The organism is Enterococcus pseudoavium NBRC 100491 (assembly GCF_001544295.1).
Taxonomy (GTDB): Bacteria; Bacillota; Bacilli; order Lactobacillales; family Enterococcaceae; genus Enterococcus_A; species Enterococcus_A pseudoavium.
The window spans coordinates 57677-83309 of record NZ_BCQF01000005.1 but is presented as its reverse complement, the minus strand read 5'-3'; the positions used below and the strand labels follow the sequence as shown (position 1 = coordinate 83309).

The 25633-nt window shown below is 41.5% G+C and carries 29 protein-coding genes; 28 read left to right on the top strand and 1 reads right to left on the bottom strand.

The genetic code is table 11. The features are described 5' to 3' along the window. Positions 1–143: 143 nt before the first annotated feature. Positions 144–2363 (bottom strand): ATP-dependent Clp protease ATP-binding subunit, encoded by a 2220-nt coding sequence (locus tag EP1_RS04005; RefSeq protein ID WP_067623809.1) that lies wholly within the window; start codon positions 2361–2363, stop codon positions 144–146. A gap of 436 nt (positions 2364–2799) precedes the next feature. Between EP1_RS04005 and EP1_RS04000 the strand changes: the two genes are divergently transcribed. The 28 genes from EP1_RS04000 (at position 2800) to EP1_RS03865 (ending at position 25610) form a co-directional block, all read left to right on the top strand. Next, positions 2800–3066, top strand: a complete 267-nt coding sequence (locus EP1_RS04000) for a phosphocarrier protein HPr (RefSeq protein ID WP_067623808.1) — start codon at positions 2800–2802, stop codon at positions 3064–3066. Then, on the top strand, positions 3066–4793 hold the full coding sequence (ptsP, locus tag EP1_RS03995; protein WP_067623806.1) for a phosphoenolpyruvate--protein phosphotransferase: 1728 nt from the start codon (positions 3066–3068) through the stop codon (positions 4791–4793). The genes EP1_RS04000 and ptsP overlap by 1 nt, the downstream gene beginning before the upstream one ends. Before the next feature lie 201 nt (positions 4794–4994). Beyond that, on the top strand, positions 4995–6038 hold the full coding sequence (locus EP1_RS03990) for an LTA glycolipid anchor biosynthesis glycosyltransferase, IagA/BgsA family (protein ID WP_067623803.1): 1044 nt from the start codon (positions 4995–4997) through the stop codon (positions 6036–6038). 15 nt (positions 6039–6053) lie between these two features. Beyond that, the gene (locus EP1_RS03985; protein ID WP_067623799.1) at positions 6054–7292 is read left to right on the top strand and encodes a glycosyltransferase family 4 protein; all 1239 of its coding nucleotides are present in this window, start codon (positions 6054–6056) and stop codon (positions 7290–7292) included. A 62-nt stretch (positions 7293–7354) separates the two neighbouring features. Beyond that, positions 7355–8215, top strand: a complete 861-nt coding sequence (locus EP1_RS03980; protein WP_067623795.1) for an NAD(P)-dependent oxidoreductase — start codon at positions 7355–7357, stop codon at positions 8213–8215. 110 nt (positions 8216–8325) lie between these two features. Continuing rightward, positions 8326–8556 (top strand): YkuJ family protein, encoded by a 231-nt coding sequence (locus EP1_RS03975; RefSeq protein WP_010740403.1) that lies wholly within the window; start codon positions 8326–8328, stop codon positions 8554–8556. A gap of 520 nt (positions 8557–9076) precedes the next feature. Then, positions 9077–9517, top strand: coding sequence for a fatty acid biosynthesis transcriptional regulator FabT (gene fabT / locus EP1_RS03970; RefSeq protein WP_067623792.1), 441 nt, complete (start codon positions 9077–9079; stop codon positions 9515–9517). Next, positions 9514–10476: a beta-ketoacyl-ACP synthase III gene (locus EP1_RS03965; protein ID WP_067623788.1), complete on the top strand. Its 963-nt coding sequence runs from the start codon at positions 9514–9516 to the stop codon at positions 10474–10476. The genes fabT and EP1_RS03965 overlap by 4 nt, the downstream gene beginning before the upstream one ends. Positions 10477–10528: 52 nt before the next feature. Then, positions 10529–10756 (top strand): acyl carrier protein, encoded by a 228-nt coding sequence (locus EP1_RS03960; protein WP_067623783.1) that lies wholly within the window; start codon positions 10529–10531, stop codon positions 10754–10756. Positions 10757–10820: 64 nt separating this feature from the next. Further along, complete coding sequence (gene fabD, locus EP1_RS03955) at positions 10821–11744, top strand: ACP S-malonyltransferase (protein ID WP_067623780.1); 924 nt, start codon at positions 10821–10823, stop codon at positions 11742–11744. Between the two features lie 54 nt (positions 11745–11798). Further along, a complete protein-coding gene (fabG, locus tag EP1_RS03950; protein ID WP_067623776.1) occupies positions 11799–12530 on the top strand; it encodes a 3-oxoacyl-[acyl-carrier-protein] reductase in 732 nt (243 codons plus the stop codon). Positions 12531–12547: 17 nt separating this feature from the next. After that, positions 12548–13774 (top strand): beta-ketoacyl-ACP synthase II, encoded by a 1227-nt coding sequence (gene fabF / locus EP1_RS03945; RefSeq protein ID WP_067623774.1) that lies wholly within the window; start codon positions 12548–12550, stop codon positions 13772–13774. 3 nt (positions 13775–13777) lie between these two features. Further along, positions 13778–14245, top strand: a complete 468-nt coding sequence (gene accB, locus EP1_RS03940) for an acetyl-CoA carboxylase biotin carboxyl carrier protein (protein WP_067623771.1) — start codon at positions 13778–13780, stop codon at positions 14243–14245. 12 nt (positions 14246–14257) lie between these two features. Next, positions 14258–14680, top strand: a complete 423-nt coding sequence (gene fabZ / locus EP1_RS03935) for a 3-hydroxyacyl-ACP dehydratase FabZ (RefSeq protein WP_067623767.1) — start codon at positions 14258–14260, stop codon at positions 14678–14680. Positions 14681–14686: 6 nt separating this feature from the next. Next, entirely contained in the window at positions 14687–16051 is a 1365-nt protein-coding gene (locus EP1_RS03930) for an acetyl-CoA carboxylase biotin carboxylase subunit (protein ID WP_067623764.1), read from the top strand. A gap of 11 nt (positions 16052–16062) precedes the next feature. Next, complete coding sequence (accD, locus tag EP1_RS03925; protein WP_067623760.1) at positions 16063–16932, top strand: acetyl-CoA carboxylase, carboxyltransferase subunit beta; 870 nt, start codon at positions 16063–16065, stop codon at positions 16930–16932. Beyond that, positions 16929–17714, top strand: coding sequence for an acetyl-CoA carboxylase carboxyl transferase subunit alpha (locus EP1_RS03920; protein WP_067623758.1), 786 nt, complete (start codon positions 16929–16931; stop codon positions 17712–17714). The genes accD and EP1_RS03920 overlap by 4 nt, the downstream gene beginning before the upstream one ends. Positions 17715–17871: 157 nt before the next feature. Then, the gene (locus tag EP1_RS03915) at positions 17872–18678 is read left to right on the top strand and encodes a transporter substrate-binding domain-containing protein (RefSeq protein ID WP_067623755.1); all 807 of its coding nucleotides are present in this window, start codon (positions 17872–17874) and stop codon (positions 18676–18678) included. 153 nt (positions 18679–18831) lie between these two features. Beyond that, on the top strand, positions 18832–19674 hold the full coding sequence (locus EP1_RS03910) for a transporter substrate-binding domain-containing protein (RefSeq protein ID WP_067623752.1): 843 nt from the start codon (positions 18832–18834) through the stop codon (positions 19672–19674). Between the two features lie 12 nt (positions 19675–19686). After that, positions 19687–20376: an amino acid ABC transporter permease gene (locus EP1_RS03905; protein WP_067623749.1), complete on the top strand. Its 690-nt coding sequence runs from the start codon at positions 19687–19689 to the stop codon at positions 20374–20376. Positions 20377–20388: 12 nt separating this feature from the next. Then, positions 20389–21123, top strand: a complete 735-nt coding sequence (locus EP1_RS03900; protein WP_067623746.1) for an amino acid ABC transporter ATP-binding protein — start codon at positions 20389–20391, stop codon at positions 21121–21123. 128 nt (positions 21124–21251) lie between these two features. Then, positions 21252–21776, top strand: coding sequence for a YqeG family HAD IIIA-type phosphatase (locus EP1_RS03895; RefSeq protein ID WP_067623743.1), 525 nt, complete (start codon positions 21252–21254; stop codon positions 21774–21776). Next, the gene (gene yqeH, locus EP1_RS03890) at positions 21776–22885 is read left to right on the top strand and encodes a ribosome biogenesis GTPase YqeH (RefSeq protein ID WP_067623739.1); all 1110 of its coding nucleotides are present in this window, start codon (positions 21776–21778) and stop codon (positions 22883–22885) included. The genes EP1_RS03895 and yqeH overlap by 1 nt, the downstream gene beginning before the upstream one ends. Positions 22886–22909: 24 nt before the next feature. Next, positions 22910–23221, top strand: a complete 312-nt coding sequence (yhbY, locus tag EP1_RS03885; RefSeq protein WP_067623737.1) for a ribosome assembly RNA-binding protein YhbY — start codon at positions 22910–22912, stop codon at positions 23219–23221. A 29-nt stretch (positions 23222–23250) separates the two neighbouring features. Beyond that, a complete protein-coding gene (locus tag EP1_RS03880) occupies positions 23251–23886 on the top strand; it encodes a nicotinate-nucleotide adenylyltransferase (protein WP_067623734.1) in 636 nt (211 codons plus the stop codon). Beyond that, on the top strand, positions 23876–24472 hold the full coding sequence (gene yqeK, locus EP1_RS03875; RefSeq protein ID WP_067623732.1) for a bis(5'-nucleosyl)-tetraphosphatase (symmetrical) YqeK: 597 nt from the start codon (positions 23876–23878) through the stop codon (positions 24470–24472). Before EP1_RS03880 ends, yqeK begins: the two co-directional genes overlap by 11 nt. Before the next feature lie 71 nt (positions 24473–24543). Beyond that, positions 24544–24882 (top strand): ribosome silencing factor, encoded by a 339-nt coding sequence (rsfS, locus tag EP1_RS03870; RefSeq protein ID WP_067623729.1) that lies wholly within the window; start codon positions 24544–24546, stop codon positions 24880–24882. After that, on the top strand, positions 24882–25610 hold the full coding sequence (locus EP1_RS03865) for a class I SAM-dependent DNA methyltransferase (RefSeq protein ID WP_067623726.1): 729 nt from the start codon (positions 24882–24884) through the stop codon (positions 25608–25610). The genes rsfS and EP1_RS03865 overlap by 1 nt, the downstream gene beginning before the upstream one ends. Positions 25611–25633: the final 23 nt, after the last annotated feature.

Here is a 25633-nt window from a genome sequence, read left to right as displayed (position 1 = left end):
CCTTCTTTCTAAAACATTTACTCATAAAACAATTATATAAGAAAGATTAGAAAAAAAGAAGAATATTGCTTTTTTTAAGTGAGATTTTTTTTGGAAATGTGATAAAAAAGGATTCTCGCCAAAAATACGAGAATCCTAGAAAATTACTTTTTATCTTCTTTTGCTAAACGCTCAGGCTTTGAAGTGATAACGATGTGATCTTCTTTATCAAGTTTCGCTTTCAGATCAGTAATCGTTGGATGATCTAAATAGAACTCAGCAATACCATCTTCGATATTTTCTTGGATCGTCCGACGAAGTGGGCGAGCACCCATGGCAGGATCATAACCTAAATCAACCAATTTTTCTTTGACGTTGTCAGGTACTTCGATGTGCAGTTTTTGCGCTGCCAGCATTTCGTTGACGTCATTCAACATCAGAGAAACAATACTCATCAAGTTTTCTTTTGATAATGGGCTGAACTCGATGATTCCGTCAAAACGGTTTAAGAACTCAGGGGCAAAGAAGTCTTTCAATTGTCCCAAGACTGAACGAGTCACGCCGTCTCTAGCTGCACCAAAACCAACGTTGGCTTCGATTTTACCGGTTCCGGCATTGCTAGTCATAATAATTATCGTATCTTTGAAGCTGACTGTTCGTCCTTGTGAATCCGTCAAACGTCCATCATCCAGAATTTGTAAGAACATGTGTAAGACATCCGGATGAGCCTTTTCAATTTCATCTAATAAGATCAGGCTATATGGATGACGACGAACTTGTTCCGTCAATTGTCCGGCTTCTTCATAGCCAACATAACCTGGAGGAGAACCAATTAATTTGGAAACACTATGTTTTTCCATGTACTCACTCATATCAAAACGAATCATTGATTCACTTGAACCGAATAGTTCTTCTGCTAATTGACGAGCCAATTCTGTTTTACCAACACCGGTTGGTCCAACAAATAGGAATGAACCGATCGGACGGTTTTTCTTGTTTAAACCGACGCGGTTTCGGCGAATCGCCTTGGCCACTTTATCCACAGCTTCATCTTGTCCAATCACGTGTTTTTTAAGATCGACAGCCAGGTTTTTCAGTTGTGTTTGTTCTTTTTCTTTCAACTCACCGACTGGAATGCCCGTCCGTTTTTCTACGATTTTTTCCATATCTTTTTCAGTGATAACGGGAGTTTCTTCGTCGGTTAATTGACGGTCTTTCATTTTTTGTAATTTATTGATTTGATCGCGATAGTAAGCTGCTTTTTCAAAATCTTCTTCTTGAGAAGCTTGAGATTTTTGCTGTTCAGCTTCCGCTAATTTTTTGTCGATCGTTTTTGGATCAACGATTTGGATTGTCAAGTTTTTCTTAGAACCTGTTTCATCTAATAAGTCGATCGCTTTGTCTGGTAGGAAGCGATCTTGAATGTAGCGATTTGAAAGTTCGGCTGCCGCTTTGATTGCTTCATCCGTATATTTCACGTGATGATAATCTTCGTAGCGAGGTTGTAAACCTTTCAAAATTTCAATCGTTTCTTGAACTGAAGGTTCTTCCACACGAACTGGTTGCATCCGGCGTTCTAGAGCGGCATCTTTTTCAATGATGCGATATTCATTAAGGGTTGTTGCGCCGACCATTTGCAGTTCACCACGAGCTAAAGCAGGTTTTAAGATATTGCCCGCATCCATGTTGCCGTCGCCGGCAGCACCCGCACCGACGATTTCATGGACTTCATCAATGAAAAGAATGATATTCTCGGCTTGTCGAATCTCATCGATTAATTTTTGCATCCGTTCTTCAAATTGCCCACGAATACCGGTCCCTTGAACGAGTGAGGCAACATCTAGACGAATAACTTCCTTATCCATTAATTTTTGTGGCACATCGCCGTCAACAATTTTTTGTGCTAATCCTTCTACAACGGCTGTTTTACCAACACCAGGTTCGCCAATTAAAACAGGATTGTTTTTTGTACGGCGATTCAAAATCTCGATGACCCGTTGGATCTCATCATCTCGACCGACGACTGGATCGATATTTCCTTCCCGAGCTAATCCTGTGATATTGATGCCATATTCATCCAATAGACCGCCGCCGTTTCCACGGGGTGGTTGATTATTCATACCATTTCCGCCACCGAATTGAGTTGGTGGGGTTTGATCTGCAGCGCCTTGTCTTTGTTGCATTTGTTGTGACATTGAGCGGAACAAATCATCTAAACTTCCAAAACCAAAAGGATCATTTCCTGCCATTTGGGGAGCACCTCCAGCTTGATTTTTCAATTTTTGATAGCAACTTTGGCAATAATCTAATTGCTTTCGTTGCCCGTTAACATTTGCATATAAATGAATCGTTGCTTCATTTTCATGGCAATTTTGGCAAAGCATTTTTTTCACCCTTTCAATAGTTGATTGTTTCTTCCATTGTACATCGAGTAGGCGAATCTCGTAAAAAGATACGCTGGTCAATTATTTGACTATCACTGACCATAAGAATATTATAGCGAGTTTCAGGAGAAAAGCAAACAGTTTGTCTCGAAAATTAGCATTCTATCTATCCGAGTGCTAAAGTAGTTAAAAATGCTTTTTCCATCTTAGGATTGTTATGTAAAAATTATGAAAACAGAAGAAATAGGGCTGTTGACGAGGTGAGGTGGATATTTTAAGAAAGGGCATACATTTCACTAGAATAAATCGATTAAAATTGTTGTATCCACTGCAAAAAAATGGTAATCTAAGGAAATGAAGGGCCCAAAATGATGGATGTTATCATTAAAGCCCTAACATAAAAAAACACTTTTTTTTATAAAGGAGAACGGTCAATATGGAAAAAAAAGATTTTCACGTAGTAGCAGAAACAGGGATTCATGCACGTCCCGCAACTTTATTAGTGCAAGCTGCAAGCAAATTTAACTCTGATATTAACTTAGAGTATAAAGGAAAATCAGTTAACCTTAAATCAATCATGGGCGTAATGTCTCTAGGTGTTGGCCAAGGTTCTGACGTTGTTATCTCTGCTGAAGGTGCTGACGAAAAAGAAGCAATGGAAGCTATCGAAGAAACAATGAAAAAGGAAGGATTATCTGAATAATGGTTGAATTACTAAAAGGTATTGCCGCAAGTGACGGAGTTGCCGTTGCGAAAGCTTATCTGCTAGTACAACCGGATTTATCTTTCAAACAAAATAATGTAGAAGACACTGCTGCCGAAGAAAAGCGTTTAGACGACGCTTTGGCAGCTTCTTCTGCTGAATTAGAAAAAATTCGGGATAAAGCAGCAAAAAGCTTAGGTGAAGAAGAAGCGCAAGTTTTTGATGCTCATTTGATGGTTCTTTCAGATCCAGAAATGATTGGTCAAATTAAACAACATATACAAGATAATAAAGTGAACGCTGAAAGTTCACTTAAAGAAGTAACTGATATGTATATTGGCATGTTCGAGGCGATGGATGACAACGCTTATATGCAAGAACGTGCAGCAGATATTCGTGACGTTACGAAACGGATCATGGCTCATTTACTAGGAGTTTCATTACCAGATCCATCAATGATTGACGAAGAAGTTATCGTAGTAGCTCATGACTTAACGCCAAGTGATACTGCACAATTAGATAAAAACTTTGTTAAAGCCTTTGTTACTGACATCGGCGGACGTACGTCTCACTCAGCGATCATGGCTCGTTCATTAGAAATCCCTGCAATCGTTGGGACGAAAGAAATCACTGCTAAAGTTAAAGAAGGCGATGTCTTAGCCGTTAACGGAATCATCGGTGAAACAATCGTCAACCCAACTGACGAACAAGCGGCTGAATACAAAAAAGCCGGCGAAGCATATGCAACGCAAAAAGCAGAATGGGAAAAACTGAAAGATGCTGAAACAGTCACTGCTGATGGCAAGCATTTTGAATTAGCAGCCAACATTGGTACACCAAAAGATCTTGAAGGTGTTCACAACAATGGCGCTGAAGGAATCGGTTTATATCGTACGGAATTCTTATACATGGATTCTTCAGATTTTCCAACAGAAGACGATCAATTTGAAGCTTACAAAGCCGTTTTAGAAGGCATGGGTGACAAACCAGTCGTTGTTCGTACAATGGATATCGGTGGAGACAAAGAATTACCTTACTTAACGTTACCTGACGAAATGAATCCATTCTTGGGCTATCGTGCATTGCGAATCAGTTTATCCGAACTAGGCGATGATATGTTCCGGACGCAATTACGCGCCCTATTACGTGCGTCTGTTTACGGTAACTTACGCATCATGTTCCCAATGGTAGCAACATTAAAAGAATTCCGTGCAGCGAAGAAATTATTCAACGAAGAAAAAGAAAAACTTGTTAAAGAAGGCGTGAAGGTTTCTGACACGATCCAAGTCGGAATCATGATTGAAATCCCTGCTGCAGCTGTATTGGCTGACAAGTTTGCTAAGGAAGTTGACTTCTTCAGTATCGGAACAAATGACTTGATTCAATATACGATGGCAGCTGACCGGATGAACGAACGTGTTTCATACTTGTATCAACCTTATAACCCATCAATTTTACGTTTGATTAAAAACGTGATTGATGCAGCACACGCTGAAGGTAAATGGGCTGGTATGTGTGGCGAAATGGCCGGCGATCAAACGGCTGTTCCATTGTTAATGGGTATGGGCTTAGATGAGTTCTCTATGAGTGCGACATCTGTTCTTAGAACTCGTAGCTTGATGAAACGTCTGACAACGACTAAGATGGCTGAATTGGCTGAAAAAGCGTTGAAAGAATGCGATACAATGGAAGAAGTTCAAGCGTTAGTTGAAGAATACGTAAAATAGTTTTCAACACCAAACCGTTGTCTGAAAGGGCAACGGTTTTTTTGCGAGTTAGCTACAATTATTGTAGCTAAAAATTATTTTTTTATGGGGAAAATCGGATGAAGCGAATACATTTCTGGAAATTCGATAAAATCAGTCCTGGGGTTGAGAAAAAGCACAAAGGCTTATGATATAATTACTTTGTTTTCAAGGAGGCTAGTTATGAAAGTATTACTGTACTTTGAAGGGCAGAACATTATCGGAAAGTCAGGGATTGGGCGCGCTTTAGGTCATCAAAAAAGGGCATTAGCGGCGGCTGGAATCGAGTACACGCTTGATCCCAAGTCAACGGATTATGATTTATTGCATGTGAATACCTATGGACCTAAGAGTCTCCATTTAGTCAGAAAGGCCAAAAAAATGGGGAAAAAAGTGATTTATCACGCCCATTCGACAGAAGAGGATTTTCGCAACTCATTTGTTGGTTCAAATCAACTAGCGCCTTTAGTAAAAAAATGGTTAGTGAGTCTTTATCAGCAAGCTGATCATTTAATTACTCCGACACCTTATTCAAAAAAATTATTGCGTAATTATGGTTTGCAACAGCCAATCGCAGCGATTTCAAATGGCATCGATTTAAAACGCTATTATCCAGATGAACGCAAGGAAGCGGCCTTTCGCAAGCATTTTAAGTTAGCGGAGAACCAGAAAGTCGTTATCTGTGTCGGTCTCTTTTTTGAGCGTAAAGGCATTCTTGATTTTGTTGAGGTTGCCAAAAAAATGCCGGAATATACTTTTATTTGGTTTGGTGATGTACCGTTAGTGTCAGTTCCACTAAATATTCGGCGCGTAGTAAAAAGAGATCATCCTGAAAATGTCATTTTTCCTGGTTATATCAACGGCGATTTGATTGAAGGGGCTTATTCAGGCGCAGATTTATTCTTTTTTCCTTCCTATGAAGAGACAGAAGGAATCGTTGTGTTAGAGGCATTAGCTAGCCAGCAGCAAGTTTTGTTGCGGGATATCCCTGTCTATGAAGGTTGGCTGCGGGACCGTGAAAATTGTTATATGGGAAAAAATAATCAGGAATTTGAGCTGCTGATTCAGCAATTAGTGAATCGTCGTTTACCCAATTTGGCTTTGGCCGGTTTTAAAACAGCTCAAGAGAAGAGTATTAATCAGATTGGTGAAGAATTAAAGACGGTTTATCAAGCAGTCTTAGATCAGCCTTATGATCATCAAATCTACAAAAAAGTCACGCAATAGTTTGGAGGTATGGTCGTGCGGATTGGTTTTTTTACAGATACGTATTTTCCCCAAGTCAGTGGGGTAGCGACTTCAATTAGAACACTAAAAGAACAGCTTGAGAAACAGGGCCATGAGGTTTATATTTTTACGACAACCGATCCCGATGCTGATGAGCTGGAAAAAGATATCGTTCGTATGCCAAGTGTGCCGTTTATCTCTTTTAAGGATCGGCGAATCGTGGTACGAGGGCTTTGGTTTGCCTATCAAATTGCTAAAGAATTAGAATTAGAAATTATTCATACACATACTGAATTTGGAGCCGGTTTTTTAGGGAAAATGGTCGCCAATCGTCTGCGGATTCCAGTAATTCATACGTATCACACGATGTATGAAGATTATCTCCATTATATCGCGAATGGAAAAGTCGTCAGACCGGCTCATGTCAAAAGTTTCATCAAAATGTTTGTTAATCATTCGACGGGTGTCATTTGTCCTAGTAAACGGGTCGTAGATACATTGGAGCGTTATGAAGTAGAGATTCCAATGCGGATTATTCCAACAGGCATCGAGGTTGAACGCTACATTCGTCCAGATATCACAGAAGTAGATACAGAGGCCTTACGAGGGAAGTTAGGGATTCAAAAAAGCGAGCTAATGCTACTTTCTTTGAGCCGTCTTTCTTATGAAAAAAATATTCAGGCCATTATTCGGCAGTTTCCAGAGGTTTTAATGAGTTATCCCAATGCACGTTTAGTGATTGTCGGTAAGGGGCCTTATCGGGAAGAGCTGGAAACCTTAGTTCGGGAATTAGGGATTGAGGAATATGTTCGCTTTACCGGTGAAGTAGCACACGAAGAAGTGGCCTGTTATTATCATGCTGCTGACTATTTTGTCAGTGCGTCCACCTCGGAGACCCAAGGATTAACCTATGCTGAAGCGCTCGCTTCGGGGACTCAATGTGTGGTAGAAGGCAATGACTACTTGGAGCAGTTGTTGAATGATAAATCTTTAGGTATTACGTTTGAATCGGATGATGATTTTAGTGATAGCTTTGTTCGTTACGCTCAACAACAAGTTCCGATAGATCCAACGGTTTTGCAAAATAAATTAGTTGAGATCTCAGCGGAACGCTTTGGGAGTGAAGTTTTCAAATTTTATCAAGAAATGCTGGTGTATTACGAAGAGAGTCATCAAGAAGTTCGTTCTACGGTCCGAACGGTTCAAAAAATGCGGATTCGAATTCACTCGCTTAGAAATGGCGAAGATAAATAAAGCTGAAATCCATCTCTTCCTGTATACTAGAGATGGATTATTTTATTTGGGAGGTTAACGTCATGAAAATAGGTTTTATTGGAACAGGTGTTATGGGCAAGTCAATTGTGAAACACTTTTTGGCAGCGGGACATGAAGTGGCTGTCTATAATCGAACAAAGAGCAAGACAGCTGAACTGATCACTGCAGGGGCCGTTTGGCAAGCGACGCCTGCAGCGGTAGCCAATGCTAGCACAGTCATTTTTTCAATGGTCGGCTATCCAAGTGATGTGGAAGAAATTTACTACGGAACAAATGGGATTTTTACAACAGCTGTTACTGGGAAAACATTGGTCGATCTAACGACTTCTACACCAACTTTAGCGCAAAAAATCTATCAAACTGCCAAAGAAAACGGAGCCGCTGCGTTAGATGCCCCCGTTTCCGGCGGTGATTTAGGCGCTCAGAATGCGACATTGACCATCATGGTCGGTGGTGATCAGGCCATTTATGATCAAATCGTTCCGCTTTTTGAAATCATGGGTAAAAGCTATTCACTTCAAGGGTCTGCCGGTGCAGGGCAACACACGAAAATGGCCAATCAAATCATGATTGCTGGCACGATGACGGGGATGACGGAGATGCTGGTCTATGCCAAGGCCGCAAATTTGAATGTTGAAAAAGTATTAGCAACTTTAGGTGGCGGTGCGGCCCAAAATTGGTCGATGGCCAATTATGCTCCACGGATTTTAAAGGCCGATTATTCACCAGGATTCTTCGTCAAGCACTTCATCAAAGATTTGAAAATCGCTTTAGACGAAGCGGAAAAAATGCAATTAGAGCTGCCAGCGACGCAATTGGCCACGGAGCTTTATGAGCGTTTGGCTGAAAAAGGATATGAAAATGATGGGACACAAGCCTTGATTAAACTCTGGTGGTCATAAACTTAAGTTAGATTTAGCAAAAAAATCATAAATTAATTGATGAAAATCAATGCAAGATACGGTGGGATTTGATACAATAAGACAGAATTGAGAAGAAGGGGGGCCCCTAGATGAAACATTCACAATTGGTTGCCATTATTAAACGCTTGGAAGCAATGACTGAATCAACGGATAATGAAGTACAATTGCGTCGTTTTGAAAAAGAAGGCGTCGAAAAATGTACTGTAACTTATGATAATACAACTGAAACGTTTGAGCTGACAGAAAGTGACAGCAAACAATCGTATCAATTTGATAACATTGACATCGTTGCGATGGAAATTTACGATTTGATTCAATAAAACGGGGATAACCCGTTTTTTTTGTTCTTTTTTTGGATAGATATATGTGTACCGGAATTCACCGCTCCTATGATGGAGCATGCCTTGCGGTTCATGGAGTTTTGAAGTTGAAATGTATCCATTGATTCTGAAACTTTGGCTAAGAATGTTTGAGCAACTCATCGCTAAAGTGAAACATGCTGGATTTTGTTTAATTTATTACCGATCGTAAGCCGATTTCGCTGTATCGATAAATTTAATAAGCGGATGCCCCGCTTATTTTTTTGTTTATTTTTTTAAATTTAGCTGTTTTAACAGTCAGCAATGAAATACACGTCTCAGAAAGGAAGGGGATCAAGCTCAGTGAGGTCAGAACTTTGTTTGGCCATCAAAGTATTTAGACTGGAAGTAGAAATTAAAAGGCGTTTTGTTACAATCATTAATTTTTGTTTAATTGAAAAAATGTTGTTGCATTCAGAAAAAAAATAAGATATAGTTTGAACATCAAATGATTTGATAATCAAACTAATTAGGTGAGGACATGGAAAGAAACTGGGAAGAATTAAATACCTATTTAGTTTCAATTTTCAACGATGTATTGTCGATTGAAGAAAACGAACTAAAAAAATCACAATTTAGCGATTTGACGATTACGGAGATGCATACCATTGACGCGATCGGGATGTATAAGAAAAAAACGACGACGGAAGTTGCTAGAGAATTACTAGTGACAGTCGGAACGCTTACGACATCAATCAATCGTTTAGTGAAAAAGGGCTATGTAGAACGCATCCGTAGTGAAGATGACCGCAGGGTCGTTAAGCTGGGCTTAACGAAAAAAGGTCGACTGGTCTTTCGCATTCATCAACATTTTCATCATGAAATGGTGAAAAGTGCGATTAAGGATCTGAATACGGAAGAACAAGAAGTCTTCTTAAAAGCGCTCGTAAATTTATATAGCTATTTAGAGGAGATCAAATGAGTATGGGCTTCGGAAAAATAATCGCAACGGCTCGCTACTTGCCTGAAAAAGTCGTGACCAATGATGATTTAGCGGAGTGGATGGAAACATCCGATGAATGGATTCAATCACGGACCGGCATCAAGCAGCGGCATATTGCGGAAAGTGAAAACACGTCAGATCTGTGTTTGGAAGTTGCTAAGAAATTAGTGAAGAAAGCCGACATCGATCCGATGAAGTTAGATTTCATCATCGTGGCAACCATGTCGCCGGATTACACATCGCCTTCAGTCGCTTGCCAGGTCCAAGGACAGCTTGGTGCGAAACAAGCGCTGGCTTTTGACGTGAGTGCCGCGTGTGCGGGATTTGTTTATGCCTTAGCAACTGCTGAGAATTTTATTCGCGGCGGAATGAAGCGGGGAATCGTCATCGGCGGTGAAAAAACATCGAAGCTATTAGATTGGCATGATCGCTCTTCGGCCGTATTATTTGGAGACGGGGCAGCCGGAGTTTTATTAGCTGAAAGTCCCGAACCTTCCATTATAAAGCAAATGTTGCGAGCAGATGGCGAACGGGCCAATGCATTGACTGCAGGATTTCGACCAAACAAGACGATTTTCCATGAAGGGCCGGAAATTAGTACGGCTTTAGCAATGGATGGTCGTGGAATCTGGAACTTTGCTTTAAATGATGTGACCAAAAGTTTGAAGGAATTTATTGGTGATGAGCCAGTTGATTATTATCTGCTGCATCAAGCTAATAAACGAATCATTGAGAAGATCGCTCGTAAAATGCATGAGCCGCTTGAAAAATTCCCCATGAATTTGATGAATTATGGGAACACTTCGGCCGCTAGTATTCCCATTTTATTGGACGAGTTGATTGAAGCAAAAATTCTATCTTTAGATGGAAAACAAAAAGTGGTATTAACGGGCTACGGCGGTGGTTTAGCGTGGGGCAACCTACTAATCCAGCTGTAAGTTTGTTAAAAATATAAAAACTAAAACTTAAAATTATCGGAGGAACCAACTTATGACATTCGAAAAAATCCAAGACATTATCGTAGAAGAACTAGGAGTAGAAAAAGAAGCAGTAAAATTAGAAACAAACATCCAAGAAGATCTTGAAGCGGATAGCTTGGACCTATTCCAAATCATCAACGAAATCGAAGACGAATTTGATGTGAAGATTGAAACTGAAGACGGCATCACAACAGTTAAAGATTTAGTTGAATACGTTGAAAAACAACAAAACGCTTAATTAATAAAATTTCGGGAAAAGGCTAGGCGTAAGGCCTGGCCTTTCCTGCTATTAGGAGACGATCATGAAAACAGCATTCTTGTTTAGCGGGCAGGGCGCTCAATATGTCGGAATGGGCAAAGAGTTATACCAGCAGGAGAAAATCGTAAAAGAAACCTTTGAAGAAGCCAGTGATTTGCTTGGTTTTTCGATGGAAGATTTATGTTTTGCGGAAAATGACCAGCTTAACGAAACAAAATATACGCAGCCGGCAATTTTGACGGTCAGCACTGCTTTTTTACGCGTGTTAACGGAAAAAGGCTTTCACGCAGATGCAGTGGCTGGTTTGAGTTTAGGAGAATATACCGCGTTAGTTGCCTCTGGTGCACTAGCATTTAGTGATGGAGTACAGCTCGTCCATAAACGAGGTCAATTTATGAGTGAGGCGGCCCCAACGGGTAGTGGCAAAATGGTAGCAGTCATGAACACAGCAGCAGAAGTCATTGAGGACTGCTGTAAACAAGCCTCAGATCTTGGAATTGTTTCACCGGCAAACTATAATACTCCGCAACAAATCGTGATTGGTGGCGAAGTCGCTGCGGTCGAAAAAGCGGAAGAATTATTGCAAGCTGCTGGAACAAAACGGATGATCCCGTTGAATGTCAGCGGGCCTTTCCATACGGCATTATTGGAACCGGCCAGCAAACGGTTGAATGAAGTGTTACAGACAATTTCCTTTAGTGAAATGCAGATTCCGGTGATCTCTAACACGACGGCTAAAGTGATGCCTCAAACAGAGATTGTGGAATTATTAACCAAGCAAGTCATGTCCCCCGTCCGTTTTAGCGACAGTGTCTTGACGTTAAAAGAGTTGAGCATTGAACAGCTGGTCGAGATTGGACCAGGGAAAACATTGACTGGATTTATCAAAAAAATTGATCGCAGTTTAGCAACAAGTCGAGTAGAAAACAGTCAGACTTTGGCAGAAACGATTGCATTTTTAAGCTAAACACAAGCTCGAATATGGAGTGAGACGTTCTTTATAACGATACAGGAGGTTCGAATGGAACTAACGAATAAAACAGTCTTTATTACCGGCAGTAGCCGTGGAATTGGTTGGGGAATTGCGAAGGCTTTCGCGCAAGCAGGAGCTAATATCGTATTAAACGGCCGTAATGAGATTCCAACAGAAAAAATTACTGAAATTGAAGCTTTTGGTGTGAAATGTACTAGTATTTGCGGGGATATCAGTTCTTTTGATGACGCTGGTAAAATGATCAAAATATGCGAAGAAACGTTAGGTTCGATTGATATTTTGATCAACAACGCCGGTATCACCAAGGATCAATTACTTTTACGTATGAAACCGGAAGATTTTGATGCAGTGATGGCAATTAACTTGAAGGGAACATTCAACATGACCCAACAAGTCTTGAAGAAAATGATGAAAAAACGCGCTGGCGTAATCATCAATCTTTCTAGTGTAGTCGGTTTGATCGGAAATGTTGGTCAAAGCAATTATGCCGCAAGTAAAGCGGGTGTCATTGGATTTACCAAGGCTGTGGCCCGGGAAGTTGCTCCGCGAGGAATCACTTGTAATGCCATTGCGCCAGGTTTTATCAAAACGGATATGACTGCTGAATTGAATGAGAAAGTCAAAGAACAAATGGAAGGTCAGATCCCTTTAAAATGTTTTGGTAGTGTCGAAGACGTCGCAAATGCGGCATTATTCTTAGCCCAAAACAGTTACATCACCGGTCAAGTCTTGAACGTTGATGGCGGAATGGTCATGTAGAGAAAGGACGGAAGAAAATGAATCGTGTCGTAATTACAGGTTTTGGTGTTGCCTCACCGATTGGCAATGATGAAGCAACCTTTTTAAAGAATTTAAAAGAAGGCAATCATGGCCTTGGCCCGATCACGCGTTTTGATGCCAGCGAAACAGGTATCAGTGTTGTGGGGGAAGTTAAAGATTTTCCATTGGAAAAATATTTTGTCAAAAAAGATACTAAACGGATGGAGACGTATTCGTTATATGCGATTTATTCTGCGCTTGAAGCGCTAGAAATGAGTGGTATCAAGACCGAAGAAGAAGACATGGAGCGCTTTGGTGTCATGATCGGTTCTGGTGTCGGCGGTCTAGGAACGATCCAAGACCAAGTCATTAAGATGGATAAAAAAGGCCCAGCACGGGTCTCACCAATGTTCGTACCATTAGCGATCGTCAATATGGCGGCTGGAAACGTGGCATTACGGATTGGGGCGAAAGGTATTTGTACAAGTACGGTAACGGCTTGTGCCAGTGGAACGCATTCAATCGGTGAAGCATTCCGGAATATCAAACATGGATATTCTGATGTGATCATTGCCGGGGGAGCGGAATCTTGCATCAATAAGATTGGTATCTCAGGCTTTGCAGCATTGACCGCTTTAAGCACGTCAGAAGATCCAGCTCATGCATCGATTCCATTTGATAAAGACCGTAACGGCTTCGTGATGGGAGAAGGCGCGGGTGTTCTAGTTTTAGAATCTTTAGAACATGCGCAAAAACGCGGGGCGAATATTCTTGGCGAAATCGTTGGCTATGGTGCGACTTGTGACGCCTACCATATGACCGCTCCATCTCCAGATGGTGAAGGTGCAGCAAGAGCGATCACAGAAGCAATCAAAGAAGCGGGGATTCAACCTGAAGAAGTTAACTATGTCAATGCTCATGGCACGAGTACACAAGCCAATGATAAAGCAGAAAGTAAAGCAATCGAAGCGGCTTTAACTGAAAATGCGTATGTCAGCAGCACGAAATCATTGACGGGACATTTATTAGGTGGCGCTGGCGGTGTCGAAGCAGTTGCATCATTGATGTCTTTACAGCATCAGTTTATCCCGCCAACTGCGAATATCAATGAAGTAGATCCAGAAATCAAAGCAAATGTCGTTGTGAACGAAGCAAAAGCAACTCCAGTAAATTACGCGGTAAGTAATTCACTAGGTTTTGGCGGTCACAATGCGGTGATCTGCTTGAAACGCTGGGAGGCATAATGAATGGAAATCAAAGAAATCAAAGAACTGCTGAATCAGTTCAACGATTCTAGCTTGACCGAATTTGATTTACGTGAAGGCAGTTTTGAATTATACATGAATAAAAATCAGACGAGTCGTCAAACCGCGGCACCCGTCCAAGTTGAGCAATCTGTAGAAACAGCGTCAGCAGCCCCACTTGCTTCTGCAGCGCCGATGGACTCAGAGCCCGTGCCGGTCGTTGCGAGTAAAGGTGAAGGGAAAGTCATCACGTCACCGATCGTCGGGATCGTTTACTTGCAGCCGTCGCCAGAGCAAGCAGCATACAAAGCTGTTGGCGATCCGGTTAAACAGGGGGAGACCGTCTGTATCATCGAAGCGATGAAACTGTTAAATGAGATTACCAGTGATTATGACGGGATCATCACTGAGATTTTGGTGGAAAATGAAGACGTTGTTGAATATGGTCAACCACTATTTCGTATTAGCTAGGAGGAAAAACAGATGTTAACAATTGAAGAAATCAAAGAAATCATCCCGCATCGCTATCCGATGTTATTGATCGACCGTGTGGAAGAATTAGAAGCAGGTAAAAGTATCAAGGCCAAGAAAAATGTTTCGGTCAATGAGCCCTTTTTCCAAGGTCATTTCCCCCACGAACCAGTAATGCCGGGTGTTCTAATCGTTGAAGCGATGGCTCAAGCAGGAGCTGTGGCCTTGTTATCAATGGAAGAATTCAAAGGGAAAACGGCTTATTTCGGCGGAATCGATAAAGCAAAATTCCGTAAAAAAGTGGTTCCTGGCGATACCTTAGTCTTAGATGTAGAATTAACAAAAGTCCGTTCTTCAGCAGGTTGTGGCAAAGGGATTGCCTATGTCGATGGTAAAAAAGTTGCTGAAGCTGAACTGACTTTTATGATTGGATAGATGTCGATGTTTTCAAAAATTTTGATCGCCAATCGTGGCGAAATCGCCGTTCGTATCATCCGGGCTTGTCGTGAATTAGGCATTCAGACAGTCGCGGTCTATTCGGAGGCGGATAAAGAAGCGTTGCATACCGAGATGGCAGATGAAGCCATTTGTATCGGGCCCGCACGTTCGAGTGAATCATATTTAAATATGCAGGAAATCTTAAGCGCGGCAATCGTGACGAATGCTGAAGCGATTCATCCCGGTTTTGGTTTCTTGTCTGAAAATAGTCTGTTTGCGACGATGTGTGCTGAATGCAATATCAAGTTCATTGGTCCAAGTGAAAAAACGATTGATGCGATGGGGAATAAGATCCATGCTCGTCAATTGATGCAAAAAGCTGGAGTACCGGTGATTCCTGGAAGTGACGGTGCGATCAATACGTTAGCCGAAGCGGAAGCTTTAGCCGATAAGATCGGTTATCCGGTCATGCTGAAAGCCGCAGCTGGCGGTGGCGGTAAAGGGATTCGTAAAGTTCCTTCGAAAAAAGAACTAGAAGCAAACTTTTTATCAGCAAAATCAGAAGCTAAAGCAGCTTTTGGTGATGACGCGATGTATATGGAAAAAATTATCTATCCAGCTCGTCATATCGAAGTTCAGATTCTAGGTGATCAACAAGGGAATGTGATTCATCTCGGCGAACGTGATTGCTCTTTACAACGGAACAATCAAAAAGTTTTAGAAGAAGCCCCATCCGTTGTGATCGGTGAAGAAAACCGCCAAATGTTGGGAGAAATTGCAGTTAAGGCTGGTCAAGCGGTAAATTATGAAAGTGCCGGTACGATTGAATTTTTACGTGATGAAGCAGGCCACTTCTATTTTATGGAGATGAATACTCGGATTCAGGTAGAACATCCAATTACTGAAATGATCACAGGAATTGACATCGTGAAGAAACAAATTAAAATCGCCGCGGGAGAACCACTCGGATTAAAGCAAGAAGATGTGAAGTTTCATGGTCACTCCATCGAATGTCGGATCAATGCAGAAAATCCTGCTTTCAACTTTGCACCTTCACCGGGTAAGATCAAAACCTTGCTTCTGCCGAGCGGCGGTTTAGGATTGCGGGTTGACAGTGCGATGTATAGTGGCGTGACGATTCCACCCTATTACGATTCAATGATTGCCAAGATCATCGTTCACGGGGAAGACCGTTTCGATGCTTTAATGAAGATGCAACGTGCCTTGGGTGAATTTGTTTCTGACGGCGTTATCACGAATGTCGAGTTTCAAATGGACTTGATCAGTCATCCAAATGTATTATTTGGCGACTATGATACAAGTTTCTTACAAAAAATATTTTTACCTGAGTGGCAGCAAAGCGAGTAGGAGGAATTTAGGTGGGACTTTTTAATAAGAAAAAAAACTACATTCGGATTAATCCTAACCGCGACAGTGTACCGACAACGAAACCAGCCGTACCAGACGACATGTGGGCGAAATGTCCAAACTGTAAACGAACCCTTTATAAAAAAGAGATGGGTGCGGAGAAAGTTTGTCCCCATTGTGGCTACAGCTTCCGAATCAGTGCGTGGGAACGCTTGGCGTTAACAATCGATGAAAAAAGTTTTGTTGATTGGGATAACGACTTAGTCCAAAAAAATCCGATCGATTTTCCGGATTATTTGGCTAAAATCGATAAAATGAAGGAAAAGAACGGACTTGATGAAGCCGTCTTGACGGGGAAAGCCTTGATCAATCAGCAGCCGGTGGCGATTGGTGTGATGGATGCCAATTTTATCATGGGTAGTATGGGAACCGTTGTAGGGGAAAAAATTACCCGACTGTTTGAAAAAGCCGTCGTTGAAAAATTACCGGTGGTTCTATTTACGGCTTCCGGCGGTGCTCGGATGCAAGAAGGGATTTTTTCATTGATGCAGATGGCGAAAATCTCAGCAGCAGTCAAGCGCCATAGTAATGCCGGTTTACTGTATTTGACGGTCTTAACCGATCCAACGACCGGCGGAGTTACTGCCAGCTTTGCGATGGAAGGCGATATCATTTTAGCCGAACCGCAAACGCTAGTTGGTTTTGCCGGACGGCGCGTGATCGAGCAGACGATTCGTCAGCAGCTACCGGATGATTTTCAGAAGGCCGAGTTTTTGCTGCAACATGGTTTTATCGACCAAATCGTTCCTCGGTTAGAGTTGCGAGAGCGTTTGACGCAATTATTAGCACTTCATCAACAGAAAGGCTGGTGTGATAAATGAGTCTAACTGCTGGCGAAATTGTAAAATTAGCGCGACACCAAGATCGTTTGACGAGTCTTGATTATTTTGCAAAAGTTTTTACCGATTTTCAGGAGTGCCACGGTGATCGCTTATTTGGTGATGATCCGGCCATTGTTGGTGGGATCGCAAGACTTGCAGGAAAACCGGTCACGGTAATCGGTATTCAAAAAGGAAACGATCTGAAAGAAAACATGGCTCGTAATTTTGGTCAACCCAATCCGGAAGGTTATCGCAAAGCCTTGCGTTTAATGAAACAAGCTGAAAAGTTTAAACGGCCGGTGATTTGTTTTGTAAATACACCGGGAGCCTTCTGCGGGGTTGAAGCTGAAGAACGTGGTGAAGGGGAAGCAATTGCCCGTAACCTTATGGAAATGTCTGATTTGCAAGTCCCAATTATTTCGATTGTGACTGGTGAAGGCGGTAGCGGCGGAGCTTTGGCCTTGGCGGTAGCCGATGAAGTTTGGATGATGGAATACAGTATTTACGCGATTCTTTCGCCAGAAGGTTTTGCTTCGATCCTTTGGAAAGATGGCAAACGAGCCGACGAGGCAGCTGAGCTGATGAAAATCACCGCAGCTGAATTACTAGATTTGGATGTGATCGATCGGGTGATTCCGGAAACGCTGAAGGGCAAAAAACTCAGTGAGGATAAAATCATTCAAATGCTGCAAAAAGCATTGATCGAAAAAATCACTGATTTAGCACAGCTTTCAGCGGCTGAATTGATTGAACAACGTTACCAGCGTTTTCGAAAATTTTAATCTCTTAAAGCAAAAGAAGTGCTCTACTTGATCTAGGTCAAGTAGAGTACTTTTTTGCTGTGATGATTATTCATGAAAATAAATAAATATTCATTATTTTGTGGACTTTATGAAATATTATGCTATACTAATAAAAAAAGATTTTGGAGGGCTAGCGATGAAAAAAGGGATGAAGGTTGTTTTAGCGGGATTGGTTTTATTTTTATTAGCTGCTTGTGGGAATGAAGAGAAAGCGGACAAATTGGATACGATTAAAGAAGAAGGTGTCATCAAGGTGGCTACGTCACCGGATTATGCACCTTTTGGCTTTCATACGACGATTGATGGGAAAGATAAAATTGTCGGAGCGGATATTGAAATGGTTGAAGCCATCGCCAAAAAAATGGGCGTCAAGGTTGATTGGCTAGATATGAGTTTTAATGCAGTTTTAGCAGCGGCCAAAGAAGGTAAAGCCGATATCGCCGTATCAGCGATTTCGGTCACCAGTGAACGGGAGCAAAGTTTTGACTTTACGACTGATTACTATACGTCTCCACAAGTAATCGTAATCAATAAACAAAACGCTGGTCAATTTACTTCGATCGATAGTTTTGCTGGAAAACAAGTCGGTTCGCAAAAAGGGACGATCCAAGAAAATATTGTTAAGGAACAGTTGAAAGATGCAAAATTGGTCTCAATCGAAAAATTACCGAATATTTTTCTAGAAGTCAAAAATGGTTCATTAGATGGACTAGTGGTAGAAAAAACTGTTGCCGATGCGTACGTCAATCAAAATCCAGAATTGATGATTGCCAATATTCCTTTAAAAAGTATGAAAGAAGATTCATTATGTATAGCTGTTCCTAAGGGAAATGAAAAATTAGTCAAGGAACTGAATAAACAGATCAAAGAAATGAAGGAAGACGGTACGATCGAAAAAATGGTTGAAAAAAACAATCAACTAGCGCAAAAGGCAGTTGATTAAAAATGTTTATTCATTTTGGCTTTGTATATATACATTAAATAAGACTATATATAAATTATATTTAATATTTATACATATAAATGCTTGTTTTATGAAAATTTCATGCTATAATAAATGCATTGAAAAAAGCTTTCAAATTTAGGAGGAATCAGGATGAAAAAAATTACCGGCGTAGTATTTACTTTATTCGCACTATTTACTTTAGCAGCATGTGGCAACAGCAATGATAAAACTACTGACTCATCAACAAAAGCAAAAACGGAAGACCAATTAGCAGCTATCAAAAAAGCAGGCGTCTTGAAAGTGGCAACTTCAGCAGATTATGCGCCATTTGAATTCCATACGATGGTGGACGGCAAAGATAAAATCGTAGGAGCCGATATTGATCTGGTCAATGCGATCGCTGACGAGCTAGGTGTCAAAGCAGAAGTTTCTGACATGAGTTTCAATACGGTCTTAGCTTCTTTAAAAGAAGGTAAATCGGATATTGCAATCTCAGCAATCTCTGCTACCAAAGAACGGAAAGAGCAGTTCAACTTTACTGATAACTATTACAATCCACCACAAGTAGTTATTATTAACAAAAAGAATCAAGATCAATTCACCAGTGTAGCCGCTTTGAAAGCTAAAAATGTCGGTGCACAAAAGGGCTCGATTCAAGAAGACATCGTGAAAACGCAACTTAAAGATGCAAAACTCGTTTCAATTGAAAAGGTACCGAATATGGTGATCGAAGTAAATAGCGGGTCATTAGATGCGATGGTCGTGGAAAAAACGATCGCTGAATCTTACGTAGAACAAAACCCCGATTTGATGATTGCCAATATCGATTTAAAAGCTTCAGCAGATGAAGCCTTTGCAATCGCCTTACCAAAAGGTAGCGATGAATTGCAGACGGAATTGAACAAGATCATCAAAAAATTGAATGATGAAGGCAAGATTGATGAATTTGTCAAACAAAACCATGAATTAGCTGAAAAATCAGCAAAAGAATAGAGGGCATACGTTTTGGATTTTTCATTTTTAAGTAAATATTTATCGTATTTCGTTTCCGGTGCAGGAATCACCGTAGTTATCTCACTAGTGACGGTCTGTTTAGGGACTTTGATCGGATTAGCGATGGCTTTATTAAAACTATCAAAACATAAACCGTTGAACTGGTTAGCGAATATTTACATCGAAGTGCTGCGAGGCACTCCGATGTTATTACAAATTACGATCGGTTTCTTAATCCTACAAGGCTTTTTTCCTTCGAAAGATATCGATTTCGGCGTCTTGTCAGTGGGCATCAACCGGCTGTTTCCAGGGATGATTATTTTATCATTGAACTCAGGAGCTTATGTGGCGGAAATTATTCGTGGAGGGATCAGTGCTGTCAACTTTGGGCAAACAGAAGCAGCCCATTCGTTAGGTCTGCGGCCAGCTCAAACGATGCGCTATGTGATTTTGCCCCAGGCGTTGCGTAATATTTTGCCGCCTTTAGGGAATGAATTTGTTACGTTGATTAAGGATTCCTCTTTACTAGCAACGATCGGGATCAATGAATTGATGGGCTCTGCTCAAATCGTTGTCTCAAATTCCTATATTCCTTTAGAACCATTAATCGTGGCAGCGGGACTTTATTTTGTGATGACCTTCATCACTTCACGCCTGCTGAATCTGTGGGAGAAAAAACTTGGGAAAGGTTATCAACGATAAGAGGTGGGCATAATGGCAGAAGCATTGATTCAAATCGAACATTTAAATAAAAAATTTGGCGACAATGAGGTCTTGAAGGACATTTCCGCTGAGATCATGCCAGGTGAGGTAGTCGTAATTATCGGGCCCTCTGGTTCAGGGAAAAGTACTTTTTTACGTTGTGTCAATTTATTAGAAGTTCCAACTTCTGGAACGATTAAATTTGAAGGTACGGATATTACCGACAAAAAGAACGATATTTTTAAAACACGGGAAAAAATGGGAATGGTCTTTCAACAATTCAATTTGTTTCCTAATATGACGGTCCTCGATAATATCACGTTGTCGCCAATCAAAGTGAAAGGTTTGGCGAAGACGGAGGCTGAGAAAATTGCCAGAGAATTATTGGAAAAGGTCGGCCTATCCGAAAAAGCGGATGCTTATCCGCAATCATTGTCTGGGGGACAACAACAACGGATCGCGATTGCTCGTGCATTGGCGATGCAGCCGGATGTGATGCTGTTTGATGAACCAACTTCGGCACTTGATCCAGAGATGGTGGGAGATGTCTTACAAGTTATGCAGCAACTAGCTAAAGAAGGCATGACGATGATGATCGTGACCCACGAAATGGGCTTTGCTAAAGAAGTTGGCGACCGAGTGATCTTTATGGACGGCGGTGTGATCGTTGAAGAAGGAACACCTGAAGAAGTCTTCGATCATACAAAAAGTCCTCGGACGATCGATTTCTTATCTAAAGTTTTATAGAATTAATCAGACTAGGCCGAAAAAGCCTAGTCTTTTTTTAAACCTTTAGCGTGAAATGTAGAGTTTTCAAAAAAATTGCGTTATAATCAGGTTTTGTAGATGTATAAAATAAAGATATAGGAGTTGCCATGTTAGATAAATACAAACCAACGTGGATGGTCGAAGCCATTTATCAAATAACACCTGAGCAGTTGAGAGCTCACGGCTTCAAAGCAGTTCTAACGGATTTAGATAATACTTTGATCGCTTGGAATAATCCCAACGGTACGGAAGAGCTGATCAATTGGTTAAAAATGATGGATGAAGCAGGAATTCCTGTAGTCGTTGTTTCAAATAATAAAGCCAGTCGCGTAGCCAAGGCCCTAGAAAAGTTTGAGTTGGATTTTGTTTCGCGAGCTATGAAACCTTTTGCAGTTGGCATCAAGCATGCGCAAGAACAATTGGGGCTGTCAAAAGATGAGATTGTGATGATTGGTGATCAAGTCATGACGGATATTCGTGGTGCTAGTGCGGCGGGGATTCGCAGTATCTTAGTTCAACCGATTATTGATACCGATGGCTGGAATACCCGGATCAATCGTTTCTTTGAACGGCGCGTGATGCGTATCTTGTCTCGTAAAGACCCTGAAATGGAATGGAAGAGTGGATTATAATGGAAGAAGAATTATTCTGTATCGGTTGCGGTGCAAAGATTCAAACACAGCAACCTAATGAATTGGGCTATACGCCGCAGTCGGCTTTAGAAAAAGGTTTAGCCAATGGAGAAGTTTATTGTCAACGTTGCTTCCGTTTGCGTCATTACAATGAGATCCAAGATGTTGCCTTGACTGACGATGATTTTCTCCGTTTATTGAATGAACTAGGAAAAGCCGATGCATTAATCGTCAATGTCGTCGATATCTTTGACTTCAACGGCTCATTGATTCCTGGGTTGCATCGTTTTGTTGGGGATAATCCAGTCTTACTGGTCGGCAATAAAGTCGATTTATTGCCTAAATCATTGAAGCGGGGACGCCTGACGCAATGGATGCGGGAACGTGCCCATGAAGAAGGACTGCGGCCTCGCGATATTTTGTTGACGAGTGCTCGTAAGCCACATGAGATGGAAGAATTGTTAGCTAAAATTGAGGAATACCGTGAAGGTCGCGATGTGTACGTGGTCGGCGTAACCAATGTCGGTAAATCGACGTTGATCAATCAAATCATCAAACAAACCGCCGGGGTTCAAGATTTGATCACGACTTCGCAGTTTCCAGGAACGACCCTAGATAAAATTGAGATTCCTTTAGATGATGGACATTTTCTTTTCGATACACCAGGGATCATTCACCGCCATCAAATGGCACACTACCTTGGTAAGAAAGATTTGAAGATCATTGCGCCTCACAAGGAAATCAAACCTAAAATTTATCAGCTAAATGCTGGACAAACGCTGTTTTTAGGCGGGTTAGCGCGGTTTGATTTTATTCAAGGAGAGCGAGCTTCTTTTGTGGCTTACGTGTCAAATGACATTGAGCCCCATCGTACAAAACTAGAAAAAGCGGATGCTTTCTATGCCAAACATGTGGGAGGCTTGTTACAGCCACCGCGTCCTGATGAAGTTGGCGAGTTTCCTGAATTAGTCCGCTTTGAATTCTCAATCAAAGAAAAGACGGATATCGTATTTGCCGGACTTGGCTGGGTCACGGTTACTAAACCAGCGGTCGTAGCCGGCTGGGCACCAAAGGGAGTCGATGTGTTGACTCGTAAAGCATTAATCTAAAAATAGCAGCCAAAGGGGTATAATATGGAATTAAGAGGAAAACAAAAGCGTTTTTTGCGGAGTCAGGCTCATCACTTACAGCCGATTTTCCAGATTGGTAAAAATGGTCTTAATGAAGCGATGGTCGTTCAAATCAATGAAGCGTTAGAAAAAAGAGAATTAATCAAAGTCAATCTATTGCAAAATACAGATGAGATCGCAGAAGATGTGGCTCGTGTTATCGCTGAGAAGATTCACTGTGAAATCGTTCAGATCATTGGCCGAGTCTTGGTTTTATACAAACCATCAAGCAAGGAAAAATATCAAAAGATCTCGAAAGAAGTTAAAAGTATTTAAGCATCAATTAAAATGAGGGGGAATAACTGTTGTATCAAGATGTCTTAACGATTCCAAAAGTCGAACCACTGACGGTTGCCGCGATGCCTAAAAAACAAGTGGGTTTGTTGGGGGGGAATTTTAATCCAATCCATCAAGCGCATCTGATGATTGCGGAACAAGTCGGACAGAAAATGGGATTTGACGAAGTACATCTGCTGCCAAGTTATTTGCCACCGCATGTGGATGAGAAAAAAACGATCGACAGCAGCCACCGTTTGGCGATGGTCAAATTGGCGATTGAAGACAATTCGTTTTTAACCGTCGATACACGGGAGTTGAAGCGTAAAGGGAAAAGTTATACGATTGATACGATGTTGGAACTGACGGCGGAACACCCTGATACGGACTATTATTTTATCATCGGTGGAGATGAAGTCGCCTATCTGCCTAAGTGGTATCGGATTGATGAGCTGGTACAATTAGTAAATTTTGTTGCTGTTAAGCGGGCCGGCTACTCGCTAGAGAGTCCTTATCCGATCATCTGGGTTGATGTACCAGAGATTCAGTTATCGTCTTCATACATTCGTAAGCAAGTCCAACAAGGTTGCTCGATTCGCTATTTAGTACCGGAGCGGGTGCGGGAGTATATTGCGGAAGAAGGATTGTATCTTGATGAAGTATAGTGATGAATATGCTGCGCTAGCGCGTGAAGCATTGATGCAGGCTGTTCAAATGCGCATGAGTGAACGCCGCTTCAAACACGTTTTAGGAGTGGAAGAAACCGCGATAGCTTTGGCAGAGCGGTTTGGCGAATCACCCGAAAAAGCTAGTATTGCGGCCTTGACCCATGATTATGCAAAAGAACGCTCCGATGAAGAGTTTCAACTGGCAATCGAGCGAGGCAACTATGACAATAAAGCCGAACTTTTAAAGTATGGTAATTCGATTTGGCATGGTCTAGTCGGTGCTGATTTCGTTGCCCGGGAGTTAAACATCACCGATGAAACGATCTTGAGCGCGATTCGCTTGCATACCACCGGTGCAGCTGAGATGTCTTTACTAGATAAGATTATTTACGTCGCCGACTATATTGAACCGGGGCGTGATTTTCCAGGTGTGGAAGATGCCCGCGTGATTGCTTTTAGTGATTTAGATCAAGCGGTGGCTTTTGAAACGAAGCATACCCTTGCTCATTTGATCGAAAAAGAAACGCCGGTGTATCCTAAAACGATCGAAACTTATAACCGTTGGGTCGCTGGCATGAAGTAAAAATTATAACACTTGTGTGAGTAAAAGTTACTCGCAACAATAGGAGGAGAATTATCATAGATAGTAAAAAAATGTTAGAAATCGCCGTGAAGGCTGCCGACGCAAAACGAGCGGTAGATATCGTGGCCTTGAATGTCTCAGAAGTCTCATTATTAGCGGATTATTTTTTGATTTGTTCTGCGAATTCCGATCGTCAAATCAATGCGATTGTCGATGAAATCATGGATAAAGAAGAAGAAGCTAAAGTAGAAGTGAAACGGGTGGAAGGTAAAGACGGTGGTAAATGGGTCTTGATCGATTTAGGAGACGTGATCGTCCATGTCTTCAGTAACTCAGAACGTGAATTCTACAATTTAGAAAAATTATGGTCAGATGCTCCTTTAGAAAATATCGAGGCTTGGATCGACTAATGGCATATGAGACCTTTGCCTTCGTTTATGACGAAGTGATGGATGAGACGCTTTATCAGCAGTGGTTAGCTTTTTCTTTGCGCCATCTGCCTAAAACGACTAATCAAATCTTGGAACTGGCTTGCGGGACCGGAGCATTAGCAGTGGAGTTTGCCCAAGCGGGTTTTGAAGTGACCGGGCTAGATCTGTCAGAAGAAATGCTGACATTAGCCAGTGATCGAGCATTAGAAGCTGATACCAACGTTAATTGGATCGCTGGGGATATGCTGGATCTGACTGATATTGGTACGTATCAAGCCGTTACTTGTTTTTCAGATTCGTTGTGTTATATGCAGGATGAGACCCAAGTCAAACAAGTTTTTGCTGGCGTCTATCAGTTGTTGGAAGATACGGGAACCTTTATTTTCGATGTTCATTCGCTTTTCCAAATCGATGAAGTTTTCCCGGCGTATAGTTTCCACGATCAAACCGAAGATTTTGCTTTTTTGTGGGATAGTTATCCAGGAGAAGTTCCTCATAGTATTGAACATTTTCTGACTTTTTTTGTAAAAAAGAATGAGGACACCTTTGAACGGGTGGATGAATTGCACAAAGAGCGGACGTATCCATTAGCGACCTATCAAAAGTTGTTAACAGAAGTTGGCTTTAAGACACAGGTCTTTGCCGACTTTACGGATGAAGCACCGACTGAGACAAGTCAACGTTGGTTTTTTGTTTGTCAGAAATAACCGAGAGAAATCTCGGTTTTTTT